The 17,054-nt window shown below is 58.6% G+C and carries 11 protein-coding genes and 3 rRNA genes; 11 read left to right on the top strand and 3 right to left on the bottom strand.

Annotated features, from left to right (window positions below; genetic code table 11):
• The first annotated feature begins 437 nt into the window (after positions 1-437).
• Complete coding sequence (locus AC1Z36_RS01855) at positions 438-2,108, top strand: thiamine pyrophosphate-binding protein (protein ID WP_483561601.1); 1,671 nt, start codon at positions 438-440, stop codon at positions 2,106-2,108.
• Positions 2,109-2,181: 73 nt separating this feature from the next.
• Positions 2,182-3,219, top strand: a complete 1,038-nt coding sequence (locus AC1Z36_RS01850) for an endonuclease/exonuclease/phosphatase family protein (protein WP_332489299.1) — start codon at positions 2,182-2,184, stop codon at positions 3,217-3,219.
• Here AC1Z36_RS01850 and AC1Z36_RS01845 read toward each other — a convergent pair.
• Together AC1Z36_RS01845 and AC1Z36_RS01840 are read right to left on the bottom strand one after the other, a co-directional pair.
• Positions 3,216-4,517 carry a D-arabinono-1,4-lactone oxidase gene (locus AC1Z36_RS01845; RefSeq protein ID WP_332489298.1) on the bottom strand — a complete coding sequence of 434 codons (1,302 nt, stop codon included), beginning with the start codon at positions 4,515-4,517 and terminating at the stop codon, positions 3,216-3,218. The genes AC1Z36_RS01850 and AC1Z36_RS01845 overlap by 4 nt on opposite strands.
• On the bottom strand, positions 4,514-5,704 hold the full coding sequence (locus tag AC1Z36_RS01840; protein WP_105662729.1) for an alanine racemase: 1,191 nt from the start codon (positions 5,702-5,704) through the stop codon (positions 4,514-4,516). The genes AC1Z36_RS01845 and AC1Z36_RS01840 overlap by 4 nt, the downstream gene beginning before the upstream one ends.
• Before the next feature lie 113 nt (positions 5,705-5,817).
• Between AC1Z36_RS01840 and AC1Z36_RS01835 the strand changes: the two genes are divergently transcribed.
• The 4 genes from AC1Z36_RS01835 to rrf all read left to right on the top strand — a co-directional run bounded on the left by AC1Z36_RS01835 (position 5,818) and on the right by rrf (position 12,738).
• Positions 5,818-6,582, top strand: coding sequence for a hypothetical protein (locus AC1Z36_RS01835; protein WP_105658967.1), 765 nt, complete (start codon positions 5,818-5,820; stop codon positions 6,580-6,582).
• A 619-nt stretch (positions 6,583-7,201) separates the two neighbouring features.
• A 16S ribosomal RNA gene (locus tag AC1Z36_RS01830) occupies positions 7,202-8,727 on the top strand.
• 598 nt (positions 8,728-9,325) lie between these two features.
• Positions 9,326-12,457: ribosomal RNA gene (locus AC1Z36_RS01825) — 23S ribosomal RNA — on the top strand.
• 164 nt (positions 12,458-12,621) lie between these two features.
• Positions 12,622-12,738 (top strand): 5S ribosomal RNA (rrf, locus tag AC1Z36_RS01820).
• Together the 16S, 23S and 5S rRNA genes form the textbook arrangement of a ribosomal RNA operon.
• Before the next feature lie 197 nt (positions 12,739-12,935).
• On the opposite strand, the gene AC1Z36_RS01815 is transcribed toward rrf, so the two are convergent.
• Positions 12,936-13,457: a hypothetical protein gene (locus AC1Z36_RS01815; protein ID WP_483561600.1), complete on the bottom strand. Its 522-nt coding sequence runs from the start codon at positions 13,455-13,457 to the stop codon at positions 12,936-12,938.
• Positions 13,458-13,696: 239 nt separating this feature from the next.
• Between AC1Z36_RS01815 and AC1Z36_RS01810 the strand changes: the two genes are divergently transcribed.
• The 5 genes from AC1Z36_RS01810 (at position 13,697) to AC1Z36_RS01790 (ending at position 17,052) form a co-directional block, all read left to right on the top strand.
• On the top strand, positions 13,697-14,254 hold the full coding sequence (locus AC1Z36_RS01810) for a dihydrofolate reductase family protein (protein WP_332488844.1): 558 nt from the start codon (positions 13,697-13,699) through the stop codon (positions 14,252-14,254).
• Positions 14,255-14,464: 210 nt separating this feature from the next.
• A complete protein-coding gene (locus AC1Z36_RS01805) occupies positions 14,465-15,334 on the top strand; it encodes a glycerophosphodiester phosphodiesterase (protein ID WP_105657872.1) in 870 nt (289 codons plus the stop codon).
• Positions 15,335-15,339: 5 nt separating this feature from the next.
• Positions 15,340-16,026, top strand: a complete 687-nt coding sequence (locus AC1Z36_RS01800) for an alanyl-tRNA editing protein (RefSeq protein WP_105657873.1) — start codon at positions 15,340-15,342, stop codon at positions 16,024-16,026.
• A complete protein-coding gene (locus tag AC1Z36_RS01795; RefSeq protein WP_286134236.1) occupies positions 16,007-16,738 on the top strand; it encodes an AzlC family ABC transporter permease in 732 nt (243 codons plus the stop codon). The genes AC1Z36_RS01800 and AC1Z36_RS01795 overlap by 20 nt, the downstream gene beginning before the upstream one ends.
• Positions 16,735-17,052, top strand: a complete 318-nt coding sequence (locus tag AC1Z36_RS01790; protein ID WP_105657874.1) for an AzlD domain-containing protein — start codon at positions 16,735-16,737, stop codon at positions 17,050-17,052. The genes AC1Z36_RS01795 and AC1Z36_RS01790 overlap by 4 nt, the downstream gene beginning before the upstream one ends.
• Positions 17,053-17,054: the final 2 nt, after the last annotated feature.

Here is a 17,054-nt window from a genome sequence, read left to right as displayed (position 1 = left end):
AGTTGTCATATAAAGATCAAGTCAACTAAGTGTTATTTCGATAGTATCGAATCTGAAAATTGCTGTACATGGTACTTTCGGATGACACTTCGACCTCGAGCTCCGAGCCCGGGTGAAACTTTTGTCCCCGTGCACGGCGCGGTGGCCACGGTGGCGCCATTCGGCGTCCGGTGCAGCCAAGCGCGGGAGCAGGACCGAGGTGTGTGGGCGCATCGCTCGGAACGCTGCGAGATCGCCCCCGGGGGAAGTGTTAATGGGAAGGCGCACTAGCGGCCTAGCGCCAGGCGCGGTTCCTGCCTTATTATCAGTGAGTCAGGAACATGGCCCCGCCAGATTCCGGCGCTCTCAAAAGGGGCGATACCCGTTGCGGTCCAGCAACCGGTAACGGCAGACATATATGGAATTTCTTCAGCACGATTTCTTGAAAAGAGTCCATAATGTCTAGCGTTTCAGCTGCCATTGCCCACGCCCTTAAGCCGCTGGCCCCGCGGATCTTCGGATTGATGGGCAACGGCAATGCCCACTTCCTCGACGCCGCAGTGCGTGCAGGCTTCGACTACACCGCCGTGCGCCACGAATCGGCCGCCGTTTCGGCCGCCGACGCCTACTTCCGCATCTCCAATAAGCTGGCCATCGCCTCCACCACTTACGGTGCCGGCTACACCAACACCATCACCGCACTGGCTGAAGCCGCCGCGGCCCGGACCCCGCTGCTGTTCGTCACCGGCGACGCGCCAACTTCCGGCCTGCGTGGCTGGGACGTCGACCAGGCCGCGATCGACACAGCAGTGCGAGCGCCGCGCTACGTCGTTGACCGCGACAACCCGGGTGCCACTGCTCTGGAGGCGGCCGCCCGGGCGTTGCGCGAACAGATGCCGGTTGTTTTGGCGATCCCTTATGATTTGGCCGCGGTAGATTCGCTCGAAGAGCAGCTGCCTGATTTCGCCTCCCTGCGCAGCACCCCTCCGGCACCGCAGCTGAACTCCACCCAGCTGGAGCAGATCGCTGGAAAGCTCAATGCCTCGCAGCGCACCCACATCCTCTATGGCCGCGGCGCGATCGATGCCGCCGCGCAGGTCCAGTCGCTGGCGCAGAAGCTGGACGCCACCACCTCGGGTACGTTGCTGGCCCGCGACCTGCTGGACTACGAGTTCGATTTGGGCATCACCGGAGGCTTCTCCACCGAGGCCAACGCCCGCATCATCGCGCAGGCCGATACGGTATTGGTGCTCGGCGCCTCGTTGAACCAGTTCACCATGCGTTTTGGCGATCTGGTCGCGCAGGATGCCAGCTTGATCCAGATCGACCTGGGGTGCGCCGCCACCAACCCGCGCGTGGACTATTTCGCCACCGCCGATGCGGCCCTGGCCGCCGCGGACCTGCTCGGTGCGGTGGAGCAGGCGCAGGGCGGATGGCGTTCAAGCCTGGACCTGTCCAATCTGCGCACCCGTCCGGCCGGTGACGACCTAGCCGCCGACGGGCAGCTTGATCCGCGCCGCGTGGCCAGCGAACTGGAGAAGATCCTGCCGGCCAATCGCGTGCTGGTGCAAGACGGCGGCCACTTCATCGGCTGGGGGCCCATGTACTGGTCGACCACCGGTGCACGCTCCTTGAGCTGCGTGGGCACCGCGTACCAGTCCATCGGCCTGGGCATCGCCTCCATGGTGGGCGCAGGCCCAGCGGCGCAGGGGCGCACGGTCGTGCTGGCCGCCGGCGATGGCGGCTTCCTGATGGGCCTGGCGGACCTCGAATCGATCGTTCGCACCGTGGAGAGTGGCGTAATCGTCATCTACAACGACTCCGCGTACGGAGCGGAAATCCACCAGTACGGATCCGTCGGCCTGCACGAAGACCCGATGCTGATCCCGACGGTGGATTTCGCCGGTATCGCCAAGGCCATGGGAGCCACTGGAATCCGCGTTGACACGCTCGAAGACCTCGCCGGGGTCCAGCAGTGGGTGGATGCCGGAGCCCGTGGTGTGTGCCTGGTGGATGCCCGTGTCTCGATGCATGTGCGTGCTCCTTATATGGACGAGGTCCTTTCCGCGAACAAGAAGGCCGCCGCGGCTGCGGCATTACAATCCGGTAAAGGTGGTGGCAAGCGGTAGCCGAACGTCGTAGGGTGGTTGAGTGCGCAAGTTATTAGTCGGAACAGCAAGTCTGGGTCTAGGGGCACTTTTGATGTTCCCCTCAACCGGCGCTTTTGCTGCACCCACTGGCCCTGGCGACTCGGCGGGTGCCAGCGCAGCGCAGCTTTCCGAGACCTCGCTTCGCGTGGCAACCATTCAGGCAAATCTCAGCGGCGAAACCCCCCAGGAGCTGCCCGCGAACCTGATGCGCGGATCCGACCGCCAGGCGGCGCAGGTTGCAGACAAGATCAGCAGCGCCAATGCGGACGTGGTGGTGCTGACAGATATGGACGCCACCCAGGACGCGGTTGATGCACTGAACGACCAGTATCTGAACAATCCCGACGATGCCCGCGCCGATGTGGAATACGGGTATTCCTACCTGGCCGTGGGCTCCAAGGGCCTGCAAAGCGGTGCCGATCTGAACGCTGATGGCGTCATCGGCGGCGCCGAGGATGCGTGGGGCCAGGCTGCATTCGCCGAGCAGGGTTCGATTGTCGTGCTATCGAAGTACCCGATTGCACAAGACCAGGTCACCAGCGTTTCCCAGCTCAAGTGGCAGGACGTTGCCAACGACATGATGCACCACACCGACTTCTCTGGTGTGCTGGCCGCCTCCATTCCGGTGATGAGCACCGGGCTGTGGGACATTCCCATCCAATACCGTGGCGAGCCGGTGCATATTCTTGCGACCCAAACCCAGCCAGATGCGCAGGACCAGGAATTCGCCAAGGCACGCCAGGCTGATGAGTTGAAGGTTCTCACCGGCTACCTGTCCGGAGAGGACTACGTTCGCACCGATGAGGGCGAGCAAGCAGAAGGAGTCGGCGAAGACCGCTATGTCATCGCCGGCGCACTTGGCTTGCAGGAGAACGCGGCAGATCGCGTTGAACCATTCCTCCAGGGGCTCAAGCGCGCGAACGCTTTGAATGATTCCGGAAGCTACCTGGTCCCCAGCGCAACTTGGCAGGTATTGGGCCAGGGCCGCATCCAGGAGCATCCGCCAAGCAGTTCCCAGCCCCTGCCAGGAACGGTGCCGGACTTGGTGAAAGCATCAAGCCCGCTGATCTGGACCGATGTCCAGTTCTAGATGCCGAGCAAACCCCGCAGATAAGGATTGAGGAATCGTCCCTCCGGATCGGCAGTTTGGCGCACCCTCGTGAAATCGCTGAATTTCGGGTAGAGCTGCGCCAAATCCGCTGCTTGCAGGCTATGTTCCTTGCCCCAATGCGGCCGGCCGCCCAAAGAACGGAAGATCTCTTCCATGGCCGGGAAGTATCCCGGAGCCTTATCCCGAATGTAGCGGTGCACGGCAATGTACGCTGTCTGCCTGCCGCTGGCGGTACCCAACCAGGTGGAGTCCCCGGCCGCGGTACGCACCTCGACAGGGAAGGAAACTCCAACTCCCGAACGCCTGAAGTACGCTCGCACCTTCGTGAAAGCTTCATCGAAGCCAGCTAGCGGCAGCGCATACTCCATCTCGGTGAAGCGCACCCGTCGCGCACTGGTGAAAGCTTCATTCCATGGCGCGATGCTGCTGCGCTCCGGCAGGGCCGCGCAAGCCACCTCATTCAATTTGGCAGTGGTCCGGGGGACCGCTGCGCTCAGCGAGCTGAGCAGCTGCAACGCGCCATTGGAGAGCAGTTCATCGTTCAGCCAGCGGGCCGCCGCAGGCGGCTGATCGGCAGGGACCTGGCCGTCGAGCCGGGTATTGATCTTCACCTGGGCTTTGCTGGTGCCCGGGAACCAGAAGAATTCCAGATGGTCTTCTTGCCGGGCACGATCAACAAAGCTTTCGGCGATCTGCCCGATGAGTTCGATGGATTCGGCCGCACGCATCATGTAGTAGGGAACGCACCGCAGCCGGACGTGGGTGAGTACCCCCAGTACTCCCAGGCCAAGCCGGGCCGCCTCGAATAATTCGCTATTCTCCTGCGCGCTGGCGCGCAGATGGGTCCCATCGGCCAGCATGAGCTGCACTCCGGTGACCGTTGCGCTGAATCCGCTGAATTCCAGGCCCGTGCCGTGGGTGCCGGTGCTGATTGCTCCAGCGACCGACTGCTTGTCGATATCTCCCATATTCTCCAACGCGAGGTTGAAGGGCCTGAGCAGGGCGGGGATCTGCCAGAGCCGGGTTCCGGCGCGGAACGTCACCTCGTGGGTGCGAGCGTCGACTTCCTCGATGCCGCGAAAGCCATCCAGATTCAGCAAGATCCCGTCGGTATCTGCCAGCGGAGTGAAGGAATGGCCTGCGCCGACGGTGCGCACCGGCTGGTGCTGGTCGGCGGCCTGCTCCAGGCTCTGTGCTAATTCTGCGATGCTGCGCGGAGAATGGACAGCTGCTGGGTGGGAGACCACGGTGCGTGCGAAATTCCTGAAAGTACTCACAGGAATGCTTTCCCTTCTCCACGGTAAGTAGGCCATTGTTCGACGATCCTGCCCTTGGAGTACACCGCCGCCTTATTAACGCGTTCGGCCGGTTCGCCGGACTTGGCATGGCGCAGCCACACGGTATCGCCAATGGCAATGCGATGCGCCGAGGGGCCAGTGAGCGGAGTCTGCACTTCGCCGGCGCCTTCCATGGCCAGGTAGCGAAGCTTCTTGGGATGCTCGATGGTGGGCAAGCGGTCCTTGCCGGCTGGACCCGATGCGGCCCATCCGCCACCAAGGATGGTGACCGTTCGCTCATCGGGACGGCGTACTACCGGGAACCCCAGGTACAGGGCAGGGGTGGGGCGGAATGCGCGGTAGGAATCGAAGAGCGCGGGCGCGAATAATCCTGAGCCCGCGGCGATTTCGGTTACCGCTGGTTCTTGGATGGTGCTTTCTACCGAACCGGTACCTCCGGCATTTACAAACCGCAGGTCGCCGAGCTCCCGTACCAATTCCACGGTTTCGGCCCGGCGGTCCGCCAGTTCGGCGGCGCTGGCTTGGCGCAGCTTGCGGGCGATCAGTGCCCTGGGGCTGAAACCCCCATCGGGGACCGAAGCGATTTGGGATTCGTAGCCCATCAGCCCGTCCAAGATGAAGTTGCGCCGGCGGTGCACCTGGGCGGCCAGTTCGGCGACCTGTTCCGGCCGGGTCAGCGGGGAACGCGCGGCGCCGATACGGAGGTTGCTGCTGGGGTAATAGGCAGCATCCAGTTCCAGGGCGACCTTCAGCGGCCCGTGCCCCGGTGCGATCCTGTCGATCAAATCCAACTGCTCTTGGGTATCCACCATGAGCGTTACCTCTTCGCGTGCCTGTTCGCTGGCGGCCCACCGGCTGATCGCTTCGGCATCGGTTTGCGGGTAGGCAACCACCAAGTCCTTCAAGCCATGGCTGGCCAGCCATAATGCTTCGGCCAAGGTGAAGCAGAGAACGCCGCGGAAACCGGGCTCATCCAGGACCCGTTCCAATGCCTTGCGTACACGCAGGGATTTGGACGCGATGCGAATCGGCACACCTCCGGCCCGTTCGCGCAGGGCGATCACGTTGGAATCGAAGGCATCCAGATCGAGCAGCGCGACCGGATGCTCCGAGATCCCGGCGCTTTTCAAGGCGTGGTTATACCGTTTGGCCTGAGCGTTCTTCATAGGCCAACTCTTGCACCAGCGTCGGGGAGTTTCAAGGAATTTTTCAAGACGCTTGCTTGAAAGCGCAAAGCCCAAGGTAACTCTCAGGGTCTTGCGGTTAAGCTGGAGCCATCATGAAAAACGATCCGATTTCAATGACTTTGATTGGCAAAGATGGAAAGCCGCGCTCCGGCGTGCAGGACGCCATCATGAAGGGCATCGGCGTGCAGCGCCCGCTGGTGCTTGCCTACATCAAGCGGCTGCGCAAAAAGCACCCTGACGCTACTACTGCCCAGCTGGCAGCTATTGTCGAGCGCGATTACCTGCGCGTAGTTACCGGTTCCGGTGCAGCCGTGGGTGGAACCGCAGCCGTTCCCGCTGTTGGTACCGGTATCGCCCTGGGCCTATCCATAGCTGCGACCCTGGGCTTCCTGGAAGCCTCGGCGCTGTATGCGCAAAGCCTGGCAGAGCTGCACGGCATAGCCATCGACGATCCGGATCGTTCACGAGTCCTGGTTATGGGCATCATGATGGGCGATGAGGGCAGCTCGATGATTGCCGGATTGACTTCCCAGGCCGCAGGTCGCGGTGGGGGTCCAATCCAGGGATGGGCCAAGTCCTTCGGTGCCAGCAAGTCCACGAGCATCTACTCTGCAATGCAGCGCACCATGCAGAAGAAGTTCCTGCGCAAGATCATTGGCACCCAAGCGGCTAGCACCATCGGCCGTTTGGTTCCGTTTGGGGTCGGCGCAGCCATCGGTGGCGTAGGCAATCGATATATGGCCAAGCGCGTGATCGAGAATGCGGCAGTGGCCTTCGCCGGCATTCCCACGGTGGCGCCAAGCTCTCTGCCCCTGGATGATCCTAGAGTCATTGACGCAGAGATCGTCGAGGACTAGCTGAATCGCGGTAGCCGGCCACTGAGGTGGTCGGCTACCGGCTTTTAAGACGAATTTTTATGCGTTTTACAGATTTTTGCGAGCACCGAACCGCATGAACCCGGGCTTTAATCGGCGCTCCGGAATTAAGTGTGCACGGTCACCGTCAAAAACCACCCACCCGATTTGCAGGACCCCCAAAACCTGTGTATAGTTTTTCCTTGTCGCCGAGAACAAAACGGAAGAAATAACCGGATGTGAAACGGCGGCAGAACCCCAGAAAATCAAGGTTTTTCCACAGTCTTGTGGACAACAATTGAAAAGAATGGGAACTGAGAATACTGGTTCAAATCACAAACAATGGATTTGACTTTCAGGAATTCGAAGTTATAGAATATGAATATAACGCTGGACGAAATTACCGCCTGGAATGGTGGGTAAAGAACCGGTAAGTGTTTGTTGTTTGAGAACTCAATAGTGTGCCAAGTTTGTTGATACCGAATATTTTTATTTGGTGAATACATAACATTTGCTTGAGGCATTGCACCCCCGTGCAGTGTTCTTGAGTGTTTTATTATTCGCCAGGACTTCATTGGCTTCGCCCTTATTTTCCAAGGGGTTGCCGGTGGCTTTTTATTTTTTTATGGAGAGTTTGATCCTGGCTCAGGATGAACGCTGGCGGCGTGCTTAACACATGCAAGTCGAACGATGAAGCCCAGCTTGCTGGGTGGATTAGTGGCGAACGGGTGAGTAACACGTGAGTAACCTGCCCCCGACTCTGGGATAAGCCCGGGAAACTGGGTCTAATACCGGATATTACCTTTGACCGCATGGTTGTTGGTGGAAAGATTTATCGGTGGGGGATGGACTCGCGGCCTATCAGCTTGTTGGTGAGGTAATGGCTCACCAAGGCGACGACGGGTAGCCGGCCTGAGAGGGTGACCGGCCACACTGGGACTGAGACACGGCCCAGACTCCTACGGGAGGCAGCAGTGGGGAATATTGCACAATGGGCGAAAGCCTGATGCAGCGACGCCGCGTGAGGGATGACGGCCTTCGGGTTGTAAACCTCTTTCAGTAGGGAAGAAGCGAAAGTGACGGTACCTGCAGAAGAAGCGCCGGCTAACTACGTGCCAGCAGCCGCGGTAATACGTAGGGCGCAAGCGTTATCCGGATTTATTGGGCGTAAAGAGCTCGTAGGCGGTTTGTCGCGTCTGCCGTGAAAGTCCGAGGCTCAACCTCGGATCTGCGGTGGGTACGGGCAGACTAGAGTGATGTAGGGGAGACTGGAATTCCTGGTGTAGCGGTGAAATGCGCAGATATCAGGAGGAACACCGATGGCGAAGGCAGGTCTCTGGGCATTTACTGACGCTGAGGAGCGAAAGCATGGGGAGCGAACAGGATTAGATACCCTGGTAGTCCATGCCGTAAACGTTGGGCACTAGGTGTGGGGGACATTCCACGTTTTCCGCGCCGTAGCTAACGCATTAAGTGCCCCGCCTGGGGAGTACGGCCGCAAGGCTAAAACTCAAAGGAATTGACGGGGGCCCGCACAAGCGGCGGAGCATGCGGATTAATTCGATGCAACGCGAAGAACCTTACCAAGGCTTGACATGTGCCAGACCGCCTCAGAGATGGGGTTTCCCTTCGGGGCTGGTTCACAGGTGGTGCATGGTTGTCGTCAGCTCGTGTCGTGAGATGTTGGGTTAAGTCCCGCAACGAGCGCAACCCTCGTTCCATGTTGCCAGCACGTAAAGGTGGGGACTCATGGGAGACTGCCGGGGTCAACTCGGAGGAAGGTGGGGATGACGTCAAATCATCATGCCCCTTATGTCTTGGGCTTCACGCATGCTACAATGGCCGGTACAATGGGTTGCGATACTGTGAGGTGGAGCTAATCCCTAAAAGCCGGTCTCAGTTCGGATTGGGGTCTGCAACTCGACCCCATGAAGTCGGAGTCGCTAGTAATCGCAGATCAGCAACGCTGCGGTGAATACGTTCCCGGGCCTTGTACACACCGCCCGTCAAGTCACGAAAGTTGGTAACACCCGAAGCCGATGGCCTAACCACCTTGTGTGGGGGGAGTCGTCGAAGGTGGGACTGGCGATTGGGACTAAGTCGTAACAAGGTAGCCGTACCGGAAGGTGCGGCTGGATCACCTCCTTTCTAAGGAGCTAACCATTATTGGTTGCCCATGCTGGACACGAGTGTTGTCCGGGTGGGTTGCTCATGGGTGGAATATCAATGGACTCAATACCGGAAAACGTGCTGGCTGATGCTGGTGCGGGGTATTGGCTGTGGCCGCGTGGTGCTTGGGCATCTGCTAGTACGCATTGCAGGGGGTTTTCTTCTTGCGGTGCTGGAATGCGGTGTGTGGGTGTTGCGTGGTTTGTATGGTTTGGCATGCTGTTGGGTTTTGAGGCAACAAGCCTCCTTTCCTGGTGAATGGTTGCTGGGGTTCTTCCTGTGGGGAGGGTCCTGGTGGTGTTCGCTTGGGTGAGGGGTTCTTGGTGTTTCGGTGTTTGTCCTGTGTTTGCTGCAAGGATGTCCTGTTGGATTGATGCTGGCCTTTGGTTGGTGTTGGTTTTGGGGTGTTGTTGCGGGGGTGCGGGGTTGTTGTTTGGGAACTGTATAGTGAACGCGAGCATCTTGCAGATGAGATGAGCTGGGTAGTCCTTTTCCTTGGATTGCCTGGTGTTGGAGTCTTGTCTGCGTGATTTTGTTAGATTGTTTTATTGCTCATATCTTTTGACTTTGATGTTGTGTTGAAGTTTTTAAGGGCGCACGGTGGATGCCTTGGCATCAAGAGCCGATGAAGGACGTGGGAATCTGCGATAAGCCTGGTGGAGTCGATAACCGGACGTTGAGACCAGGATTTCCGAATGGGGGAACCCCGCACCATGTTATGTGGTGTGACCTGCAGCTGAATGTATAGGCTGTGTGGAGGGAACGCGGGGAAGTGAAACATCTCAGTACCCGCAGGAAGAGAAAACAACAGTGATTCCGTTAGTAGTGGCGAGCGAACGCGGATGGGGCTAAACCGGTTGGTGTGTGATAGCGGATAGGCGTTGCATCACCGGGGTTGTGGGGTCGGCATGTACCAGCGCTATCTTGCTGGTGGGATGAGGTGCAGGCGTATAGGTGAATCGGTTGGAATGCCGGACCATAGAGGGTGATAGTCCCGTAGGTGTAATGCGTGTCTGCCGTTCTAGTGTTGATACCCGAGTAGCACGGGGCCCGTGAAACCTTGTGTGAATCTGCCAGGACCACCTGGTAAGCCTGAATACTACTTGATGACCGATAGTGAATCAGTACCGTGAGGGAATGGTGAAAAGTACCCCGGGAGGGGAGTGAAATAGTACCTGAAACCGTGCGCTTACAATCCGTTAGAGCTGGGGACTTGTTCCCTGGTGATGGCGTGCCTTTTGAAGAATGAGCCTGCGAGTTAGTGTTACGTCGCGAGGTTAACCCGTGTGGGGAAGCCGTAGCGAAAGCGAGTCTGAATAGGGCGTTTGAGTGGCGTGATCTAGACCCGAAGCGAAGTGATCTACCCATGGCCAGGTTGAAGCGCGTGTAAGAGCGTGTGGAGGACCGAACCCACTTCAGTTGAAAATGGAGGGGATGAGCTGTGGGTAGGGGTGAAAGGCCAATCAAACTTCGTGATAGCTGGTTCTCCCCGAAATGCATTTAGGTGCAGCGTTGCGTGTTTCTTGCTGGAGGTAGAGCTACTGGATAGGCGATGGGCCCTACAAGGTTACTGACCTTAGCCAAACTCCGAATGCCGGCAAGTGAGAGCGCAGCAGTGAGACTGTGGGGGATAAGCTTCATAGTCGAGAGGGAAACAGCCCAGAACGCCAACTAAGGCCCCTAAGCGTGTGCTAAGTGGAAAAGGATGTGGAGTTGCTGTGACAACCAGGAGGTTGGCTTAGAAGCAGCCACCCTTGAAAGAGTGCGTAATAGCTCACTGGTCAAGTGATTCCGCGCCGATAATGTAGCGGGGCTCAAGCACACCGCCGAAGTTGCGTCATTCAAATATTAACCTGGTTTCGATTGGGTGTTTGGATGGGTAGGGGAGCGTCGTGTGGACGGTGAAGTCGCGGTGTAAACCAGCGGTGGAGGCCACACGAGTGAGAATGCAGGCATGAGTAGCGAATGACGGGTGAGAAACCCGTCCGCCGAATGATCAAGGGTTCCAGGGTTAAGCTAATCTGCCCTGGGTTAGTCGGGACCTAAGGCGAGGCCGACAGGCGTAGTCGATGGACAACGGGTTGATATTCCCGTACCGGCGAAGGACCGCCCATACTGAGCTGTGGATGCTAACCATGATTGACGCTAGCTGTTGGTGCCTTCGGGTATCTTGCTGGTTGATGTGGTGGGAACCGATGCAGTGAGGTCAGCGTATTAACAGGTGTGACGCAGGAAGGTAGCCGAGCCAGGCAATGGAATTGACCTGGTCCAAGGGTGTAGGAAGAGTGGTTGGCAAATCCGCCGCTCATGTTTCTGAGACCTGATAGGCGCCCCGTTTTCGGGGTGATTCGGTGATCCTATGCTGCCTAGAAAAGCATCGGCGCGAGGTCCAAGTCCGCCCGTACCCCAAACCGACACAGGTGATCAGGTAGAGAATACTAAGGCGATCGAGAGAATCATGGTTAAGGAACTCGGCAAAATGCCCCCGTAACTTCGGAAGAAGGGGGGCCTGCCCCGTGATGAGAACTTGCTTCTCTGATGCGGGTGTGGGCCGCAGAGACCAGGGGGAAGCGACTGTTTACTAAAAACACAGGTCCGTGCGAAGTCGCAAGACGATGTATACGGACTGACTCCTGCCCGGTGCTGGAAGGTTAAGAGGACTGGTTAGCAGTAATGCGAAGCTGAGAATTTAAGCCCCAGTAAACGGCGGTGGTAACTATAACCATCCTAAGGTAGCGAAATTCCTTGTCGGGTAAGTTCCGACCTGCACGAATGGAGTAACGACTTCCCCGCTGTCTCAACCATGAACTCGGCGAAATTGCAGTACGAGTAAAGATGCTCGTTACGCGCAGCAGGACGGAAAGACCCCGAGACCTTTACTATAGTTTGGTATTGGTGTTCGGTGCAGCTTGTGTAGGATAGGTGGGAGACTGTGAAGCTTGGACGCTAGTTCAGGTGGAGTCATCGTTGAAATACCACTCTGGCTGTACCGGTCACCTAACTTCGGACCATGATCTGGTTCAGGGACAGTGCCTGATGGGTAGTTTAACTGGGGCGGTTGCCTCCTAAAATGTAACGGAGGCGCCCAAAGGTTCCCTCAGCCTGGTTGGCAATCAGGTGTCGAGTGTAAGTGCACAAGGGAGCTTGACTGTGAGAGTGACAGCTCGAGCAGGGACGAAAGTCGGGACTAGTGATCCGGCGGCACCTCGTGGAAGGGCCGTCGCTCAACGGATAAAAGGTACCTCGGGGATAACAGGCTGATCTTGCCCAAGAGTCCATATCGACGGCATGGTTTGGCACCTCGATGTCGGCTCGTCGCATCCTGGGGCTGGAGTAGGTCCCAAGGGTTGGGCTGTTCGCCCATTAAAGCGGTACGCGAGCTGGGTTTAGAACGTCGTGAGACAGTTCGGTCCCTATCCGCTGCGCGCGTTGGAAATTTGAGAAGGGCTGTCCTTAGTACGAGAGGACCGGGACGGACGAACCTCTGGTGTGTCAGTTGTACTGCCAAGTGCATCGCTGATTAGCTACGTTTGGAAGGGATAACCGCTGAAAGCATCTAAGCGGGAAGCCTGCTTCGAGATGAGATTTCCATGCACCTTGAGTGTGAGAGGCCCCCAGCTAGACCACTGGGTTGATAGGCAGGATGTGGAAGCAAGGACTAAAGACTTGTGTAGCTGACCTGTACTAATAGGCCGATGACTTTCAACACACAATAAAACAATATTTGAACTGATGATTTCAATGCTGTTCGCGTTCACTATGCGGTTACGAGACAACAACCTCTAACCAGCAAATGCAAGATGAGTTACAAGACTTTGTAGCACCGGAAAACATTGACCAGGAAACGTTTTGGTTTGTGTGCTTCGTGATTGTTACGGCGGTCATAGCGTGGGGGAAACGCCCGGTCCCATACCGAACCCGGAAGCTAAGGCCCACTGCGCCGATGGTACTGCACTCGTGAGGGTGTGGGAGAGTAGGTCACCGCCGGACTTAACTTGAGTAGATGGTTTGAGGCCCTGGTACCGTTTGGTGCCGGGGCCTCACCTGTTTAACCCGTGCAGGGGCCAGGCATGAAAGCCTGGCCCCTGCACTTGTTTAAGCACTGTTCCTGTTGGCTTGCGGCCTGCCTATTATCGAAGCATCGCAATCGCTTTGAACCGCTTCAAGCAGTCCAAGGAGTGAGAAGACTAGTGGGCTGCTTCTTCGGCTTCAATTATTGACGCGAGTGCCAGGTCTTCGATGGTGAGCATCACGGTGCTATCCGACCGGTCAAATAGCTGCAGGGTGATGCTCCGGCCATTACAGCGCCACATGCCCACCGACTGATCTTCGTCGTCCCAAGGGCGCTCAGGAGTGCCATACAGTTGGGAAAGCTGCGCCTGCAGGGCTTCGTAGCCATACTGGGCCACCGGGTCCTGGGCGTTCAGCGATCCGTAGAGGTGGGTGCAGACGCTGAGGAATTGCTGACGGTAAGTATCCCAAAAACTCACCATTTTTCCTGGCAGGCCGAGGTCTAGGCTCATCATTTGATGTGGTGAATCGTGGTCTTCGGCATCAACGTTGTTTCCGGAAACGAATCCAAGGGCACCGAACAGGACTTCACGCTCGACTTCGGTCTTTGGCCAGGGGCCTTGGACCAGGCCCTGGACAATGGGCATGAGGTCGCGGGGACCAAGGGACAAACTTGGGGATGAGTCTGGTGGCGGCATACTGCGAGCCTACCTTTGACGCTTAGTCTCCCGGAGGATGAGTGTGAAATTGTGTTTCGCTTACAGGTTCTGCATCCAACGCAGATGCTGGGCGGACATCGCCGATGCGAACGGGCCTGTCTCTGCTTTCGCACCGGTTGCCTGATGATGCATCGTCGCTGCTTGACGTGGCTGGCCGGCAAACCTACAGTCAAGGCACCGGGGACCTGGTGGTGAGGCTATAGCTACAGGAGCTTGCGATGGGACAATTGACATTCAGCATCAACGTCACGCTGGATGGCTGTGTAGATCATCGCGAAGGCATCGCCGACGACGAATTGCACGACTACTTCACACGACTGATGAATGCGCACGGAGCGATGCTCTGGGGGCGTGCCACCTACGAGCTGATGGAAGATTACTGGCCGGCCGTCGCTCATGGAGATATCGCAGCGCCACCAGCGCTGCTTCGCTGGGCGCTGCAGCTGGAGGAGAAGCCCAAGTACGTTGTCTCAAGCACCCGCACCGCGTACTCGTGGAAGAATTCGCACTTGCTAAGCGGCGACCTACGCGCCTCGGTGCAGAAGCTGAAGGACCAGTACCCCAATGGAGTGCTGCTCGGTAGCGGCAAATTGGCAACGGTTCTGGACCGGATGGAACTTATCGACGAATACCACTTCCTAGTCCATCCAGTCATCGCCGGGCATGGACCAACCCTGCATGAGGCAGGATTGCAGGATTCCCGTCACCTCCAGTTGATATCAGCGCAGCCGCTGGCCAGCGGGGCAATCGCAGCCAGCTATCGGCGTGCAGGCTGATTCCCATGACGATGGCGATTTTGCCTTGGAATTCCGGGGCAGAATCAGGAAAGCGGACACCTTTTCTTGCCGGGTAACTTCGTGTTTTGCACGATGGCAGCAAGTGCTTGCATCCGCAGGCCGAAGCCACGAAAGCAGTCGAAGAAATAAGCGTCTTGGCAGAGGGCAATCTGCGTTGCCAAGGAGCGATGATCGCGTAGCGTAGGAATTATGGATACGCTTTTTTTCGCCCATCGCGGCAGCTCCCATAAATATTCGGAGAACACTCGTGCTGCCTATCTGCAGGCCATCGACGAAGGCGCCGATGGAATCGAATGCGACGTCCATCTGAGCAAAGACGGAATAGTCGTCTGCCACCACGATCCAACAGTCGACCGCACCTCTGATTCAGCCGGTCTGGTTGCCGGATTTACCTTGGCCCAGATGAAAGCCATGGACTTCACTGGAGTCGTTCCGAGCATGGTCCCGGCCGAGTACGGGGCGGAGAATGAACAGCTCCTGAGCCTCGGCGAACTTTTCGAGCTCATTGAAGCACGCGGCAAGCCAATTGGCCTGGCTATCGAAATCAAGCATCCAAGCCCCTATGGCCACCTGCTCGAAAAGGGTGTGCTGCAGGTTCTCGCAGCCCATGGCTTCGACCCGCAGACGGGCACGGCCGGCTCGCAAGGGCAGATCGCGGTGACCCTGATGAGCTTTGAGCCGAATTCCCTGCGCTATCTGGCACGCACCGTCAGCACTTCACTATTGTGCCAGCTGATGACCGAGGTCAACCCGGACTATGTCCGGCAGCTCATTGATTCCGGCGACCTGGGGCGAGCAGGTGTCTACGATGTTCTTTACCGCTCCGTGCCTGAAGGAATCGAACTGATCAACGCAGGGGGAGCTGGCATCATTGGATCCGGGGTCGCCTGGACCCGAGCCAATGAGCATCTTGTGCGCCGATGGCTGGAACAAGGGCTGAAGGCGCGCATCTGGACGGTTGACCGTCCCGCGGATGCGCAATTCCTGGTGGACCTGGGTGTCGGGGAATTGACGAGCAACCGCCCGGCAGAACTGCGCAAAGAATTGGAGCTGAGCTAGGCCACATGAACACCGGAGAAATCGCACAGGTCAACCTGTACCTGCAGGACACGTACATTTTTGCTGCGGAGGCCCGAGTCATTGCAACGGGAAGCGGCGAAGACGGGCAGTGGATTGCCCTGAGCCCCAATATCTTCCATCCCCGTGGTGGAGGCCAGCCCGAAGACTCAGGCACCGTGGACGGGCTGCCTGTCTCAGTCCAGCGCGACGCGAATGCACTGGTGGTCTTGTACGGCGCCGGCGCCCGGCAGGTGGGTGATCAGGTCCTAGCTGAGATCGATGGCGAGCTGCGCCTTTCCCATGCCGCATTGCACACCGCAGGGCACGTCCTGGGCTTCGCTGGCGAAGACCGCGGCTGGCAGCACCAGGGCCACTCGCACTTCCCTGGGCAGTCGCGCCTCGACTTCGATCCGGCCAGCCTCGACCTGCCATTGGGCGATGAGAACGAACGGGCTGCCGCCAAGGCCTGGCTCCAAGGACGCGTCGATGAACTCATCGCTGGCGGCGCAGAAATCACAACGGCCACCGATGCTCAGGGCATCCGTACCGTGAGCATCGCCGGGGTGAATGCCGAACCTTGCGGTGGCACCCACGTGAAGCACCTGAACCAGCTGCAGCACGTTCAGATCGGCGACGCAAAGGTCAAGCGCGGTGTCTACAAGGTCAGGTACGATGCACGCCACGTCCGCTAGCTGGTTCACTCCGGCGACCAGGATGGGCCTTTCCATCGCGATCGCCACCGGGCTCTACGGCATTTCCTTCGGGGCCCTGTCCATTGCTGCAGGACTGGATCTGTGGCAAACCGTTGCCTTGAGCGCCTTGATGTTCACCGGCGGATCGCAGTTCGCCTTTATCGGCGTGATCTCAGGCGGAGGTGCTGCCTCGGCAGCGTTCTCCGCCGCTTCGCTGCTGGGAATCCGCAATGCCGTGTACGGGATGCAGATCAAGCAGGCATTGCGGCCTTTGGGACGGCATGTGCCCTGGATGGCCCAGGTGACCATCGATGAATCCACCGCAGTCAGCTTGGGGCAATCGGACCTGGCCGAGAAGCGCCGTGGTTTCTTCACCGCCGGGGTGGGCGTCTACGTCCTGTGGAATCTGTTCACCCTCGTCGGAGCCTTGCTCGGAGAACGCATGGGGGACCCCGCGGCTTGGGGGCTCGATGGCGCCGCGGTCGCCGCCTTCATCGGTTTGCTCTGGCCGCGCTTGAAGTCAGTTGAACCGGTCATGATCGCGATTGCGGCCGCAATCCTCACCGCGCTGGCTGTGCCGGTCACCGCGCCGGGCTTGCCGATTCTGGTAACCGCGGCCTGCGCTGCGATCTACGCGGTGGCCACCGGCCGCCGGACCCCGGCTGCGACCGAGCACGGCGATCTGGAAAGCATTGAGGAGGACCAGCCTTGAGCGAATTGAGCTGGTGGATTCTGGGAGCCTGCCTGACGGCCTACGCAATCAAGCTCTGCGGCTACTTTGTGCCACGCAAGGTTCTGGACTCGCCGACCATGTCCCATGTCGCGGCCACGCTGACCATTGCGTTGCTCGCCTCGTTGGTGACGGTCAACGCCTTCACCTCCGGGCAGGAACTGGTGATTGACGCCCGTATCGGTGCGCTCGCGGCGGCGATTATCGCACTGGCTTTCAAGGCACCCTATCTTGTCGTCGTTGTCGTCGGTGCTCTGGCGGCCATCGTCTTGAGGGCGAGCGGACTAGCTGCCTAGAT

Source organism: Glutamicibacter sp. BS14 (assembly GCF_056934375.1).
The sequence above is the reverse complement of the archived record's forward strand: the minus strand, read 5'-3'. Positions and strand labels throughout refer to the sequence as shown.

What these genes read in the sequence shown, in the direction of transcription:
- AC1Z36_RS01855 (WP_483561601.1), top strand. Translation starts at nt 438, where the DNA reads ATGTCTAGCGTTTCAGCTGCCATTGCCCACGCCCTTAAGCCGCTGGCC.
- AC1Z36_RS01850 (WP_332489299.1), top strand. Translation starts at nt 2,182, where the DNA reads ATGTTCCCCTCAACCGGCGCTTTTGCTGCACCCACTGGCCCTGGCGAC.
- AC1Z36_RS01840 (WP_105662729.1), bottom strand. Translation starts at nt 5,704, where the DNA reads ATGAAGAACGCTCAGGCCAAACGGTATAACCACGCCTTGAAAAGCGCC.
- AC1Z36_RS01835 (WP_105658967.1), top strand. Translation starts at nt 5,818, where the DNA reads ATGAAAAACGATCCGATTTCAATGACTTTGATTGGCAAAGATGGAAAG.
- AC1Z36_RS01815 (WP_483561600.1), bottom strand. Translation starts at nt 13,457, where the DNA reads ATGCCGCCACCAGACTCATCCCCAAGTTTGTCCCTTGGTCCCCGCGAC.
- AC1Z36_RS01810 (WP_332488844.1), top strand. Translation starts at nt 13,697, where the DNA reads ATGGGACAATTGACATTCAGCATCAACGTCACGCTGGATGGCTGTGTA.
- AC1Z36_RS01805 (WP_105657872.1), top strand. Translation starts at nt 14,465, where the DNA reads ATGGATACGCTTTTTTTCGCCCATCGCGGCAGCTCCCATAAATATTCG.
- AC1Z36_RS01800 (WP_105657873.1), top strand. Translation starts at nt 15,340, where the DNA reads ATGAACACCGGAGAAATCGCACAGGTCAACCTGTACCTGCAGGACACG.
- AC1Z36_RS01795 (WP_286134236.1), top strand. Translation starts at nt 16,007, where the DNA reads ATGCACGCCACGTCCGCTAGCTGGTTCACTCCGGCGACCAGGATGGGC.